Here is a 3,054-nt window from a genome sequence, read left to right on the forward strand (position 1 = left end):
GCAGGTCGCTCATGGGCGGCAGTGCCGTGACGACGAGCTTGGGGTTCTTCAGCTTAACCAAGTGATGCAACTCGATGCCCGTTTCGCGGCGATCGGTGGCTTCACGGTAGAGCACCGCGTAGCTGCTGGTCTGCACTTCTGTGGTATGGGCGACCTTCTCCGGGCTGGGCGTGGTCGATGCCGTCTTGAAGTCGATGATCACGCCCTGCTGCACGAGATCCAGGACTCCGATCAAGGTGGGCAGCCCGTGGGTGTGCAGCTCCGCTTCGACCGGCACTTCTACAGCGTCGGGTTTCAACGTGGGTGGGATCTTCGACTCGCGGAAGTAGGTTTCCACCAGCCGCCAGCCCGTCGTCTTTTCCTCGTCCTCTTCACCGTCCGCCCACCTCACCGGTTCTTCCGTTGGATCTCCCCACGCCAGGGCATACTGATCATGGAGCTGTTTGAGCGTCAGTGGCGTTTGATGCCACCGGGCTTTGTTCCAGGCCTTGAGCACTGCATGGACGGACGTGCCCACATGGAGCGCGGCTGTCTTCGGCTTGGTGATCCGGGCCACGTAGCGGAAGAAGAACTTCAGCCGGCACTGGAGGAACAGCGTCAGCCGCGAGGGCGACACCGTTTCCTTCAGACGGCCAAGGATCTCCGTTTCACTCGGCGGTGGTTGGACTGCTGGCGCCGCCGCCGGCTCCACAAGGGCAATCACGACCGCGCTCCTTGCCGGTTCTGCCATCGGGGGCGGCGATTGGTGCCCTTCTTGCCGACCTTTTCGAGCAACTCGTCAATCAAGTTACTGGCCTGCATCTTGTTGAGTTCCTTCACCCCGATGCCGAAGAGCTGCTGCGCCAAAGCCTCGATGTCGGCTTTGTCGAGCTGATGATCGTGCACGAGTTGGAGGACCAGCTTCTGTTGCCCCTCGGTGCAGGCCCAGCCATCGGGACCGGGAGCCGGGCGATGACCGTTGCCGTTGGTCTGCGGAGCACTCGGGGTGTGGCCGTTGCCATTCCCGTTGCCGTTATTCATGCCGTAGCGGCTGGCGTCGGGCATGAACCCGACCTCCTGGATCTCGCGATCCACAGCGTCCTGCAGCAGGCCATAGAGCCGGGTGCTGGCTTCTTCGACCTGGGTGAGGTCCGTCAGCTCCGTGCGGATGGTGACGGAGTATTGGTGCGAGGAGAAGTTCGGGAGGCCGAGCTTCTTCGCGTAGTTGGCTTCGAGTACGATGGCCATGATGGTTCCTTTCGGTTTGTGGGTTTGGTTTTGAGGACACGAAAAAGCCCAACCGTGGTGGGCCGGGCTTGCGCGATGTCGGTGATGATCCAGTCAGTTTTTCCGTCCGCCCGGATCGTGGGCGGGCGGCTCCTCGGCGACGACGGCGCCTGAGGCGCATTCTTTTTGGCCAAGACCTTCACGGATCAGACGACTCGCGAGGGCGGTCATCGGGACACGTTCGGTCCGGGCCTGGTGGTAGAGACGCGTGATCAGGTCGCGATCGAGCCGGGGAGAGTAATAGCGAGCTTTCGCCATGAACTCCTTCGGTTGAGGTTCAGGAAACGGAACCGACCGTGGTCACCAGAGCACCACGTGGCGGCTGATGGATATGATCCTCCTCCAAGGTATTCTGGACCTAATCGGGCGTAGAACGACCTGAGAGATGGTGTGAGGATTGATTTACGGTGCGGCTCTGGAGCGAGACTGAGGGGTTCGCTGCTGGCGCACGCTCATTCACATGCCGACCGGGACAATGTGGAATCGGCACGGGGCGCTGCTCACGATCGCAGATTACTTCCGGCCCGCGCTGGAGACGCTGGCGAATCTCGCGGCGCACGGCCTTGTGTGGGCCGACTGCGAAGCTCTGGAGCGCCGCCACAATCTCGGTCGCGACACGCTTGTCGTGCTCGATGTCATTCCCGAATCCGGCACGCCAATTTACGCCGTGCGCCGCGCGATGCTGGAATCGCTGCTCCCGTGCGATTCGGTCTTCGATGGCGACAGCTCCCGATCGGTGCTGTGTGGGACCGTGCTCTTGACGCCAACGCGGCGTGTTGATTCGCACGCCGATGCGCTTGCGTTTTACCGGCGGCTCCGTGCCGCGAACCGCGCGCTCCGCTGCGATTTCTTTGAGGGTGTGGTGATGAAGCGCGCGGACTCGCGGCGCCTGCTCGTTTACCGCTGTCGGTCGGAGACTCGCTGCGTTTCCCAGTCCGCTTTGCCTTCGAGATGGAATATCCACTGCGCGGCGGCGCTGATGAGATGGGCGTAGCCGCCGGTGTCGGAGATGTCGTCCCACGGAAAACCCGCGCCCGTGCCGCCGGCGCCAATGCCGGTCGGGATGTAGCCTTTCGACTTAAAGATCGCCTGCCAGGTGCGCAGCCCGCCGCCGAGCTCGCGTTCCAGCGCGGCGCGCACTTCCGCCTCGCTCTCCGGCGGAAAAAAGTTCGGCTTCGTAATCTCTTTCCTGGCCGCATCCCACAAGCCCGGATGGGCTTTCAACGTCTGCAAGGCCCAACCGGTGACGACCATGTTCTGCGGGCCGAAGCGCGAGCCGATCGGCCGTGGACGCCCCGCCGGACCTTTGCGCTGCGAACGCGTATCGGCCGGTTTTCCATTCACGAAGAAGTAAGGATACTCGAAGATGCCGATGCCGGGCGGGACTTCGCTGTCGTCGGAGTAAGCGCGGTAGAGCTTTGGCAAAGTGAAAGCATCATAGGTAAGTCGAAACGCCAGCGGGTCGCTCAAGGTGCCATCGCGCGCGACGCCGGCATAGTAATTGTATTCCTGGTCATCACAAAAGGTCGGCACCTTCACCTGCTCGTCCGGTTTGAACTCGAAAACTGCGTGACGCCAATCGCTGCGCCCGGTCGCGACACCTTTCCATGTCACCTCCGGCAGCGTCTTCCGCATCGCGGCATCGCGGCTCGTGACCGCCAGCGCTGCGCGCACCGCGGGAATGTTCGGCACGCCATGTCGGGCGCGGCATTCGGCGAGATTGCGCGTCGCCTCCGCCACTTCGCCCGCGAGCTTTTGATCCGCGGCATCGGAACTTTCGTGCAGGAG

4 protein-coding genes are annotated in these 3,054 nt (G+C 62.7%); all 4 read right to left on the reverse strand.

The features are described 5' to 3' along the window. Positions 1-703: PD-(D/E)XK nuclease family protein (locus tag ABJF10_RS30200; protein WP_348548310.1), on the reverse strand; the 703-nt coding region annotated here is incomplete at its 3' end. Then, the gene (locus tag ABJF10_RS30205; RefSeq protein ID WP_348548311.1) at positions 700-1,227 is read right to left on the reverse strand and encodes a hypothetical protein; all 528 of its coding nucleotides are present in this window, start codon (positions 1,225-1,227) and stop codon (positions 700-702) included. The genes ABJF10_RS30200 and ABJF10_RS30205, both read right to left, overlap by 4 nt. Before the next feature lie 93 nt (positions 1,228-1,320). Then, complete coding sequence (locus tag ABJF10_RS30210) at positions 1,321-1,524, reverse strand: hypothetical protein (protein WP_348548312.1); 204 nt, start codon at positions 1,522-1,524, stop codon at positions 1,321-1,323. 639 nt (positions 1,525-2,163) lie between these two features. Beyond that, positions 2,164-3,054, reverse strand: an 891-nt coding sequence (locus ABJF10_RS30215) for a hypothetical protein (RefSeq protein ID WP_348548313.1), incomplete at its 5' end; no start/stop codon positions are given.

The organism is Chthoniobacter sp., from assembly GCF_040003245.1.
In the GTDB taxonomy this organism is placed as follows: domain Bacteria; phylum Verrucomicrobiota; class Verrucomicrobiia; order Chthoniobacterales; family Chthoniobacteraceae; genus Chthoniobacter.

Excerpts from the sequence above, each read along its gene's own strand:
- ABJF10_RS30205 (WP_348548311.1), bottom strand. The coding sequence starts at position 1,227 with ATGGCCATCGTACTCGAAGCCAACTACGCGAAGAAGCTCGGCCTCCCG.
- ABJF10_RS30210 (WP_348548312.1), bottom strand. The coding sequence starts at position 1,524 with ATGGCGAAAGCTCGCTATTACTCTCCCCGGCTCGATCGCGACCTGATC.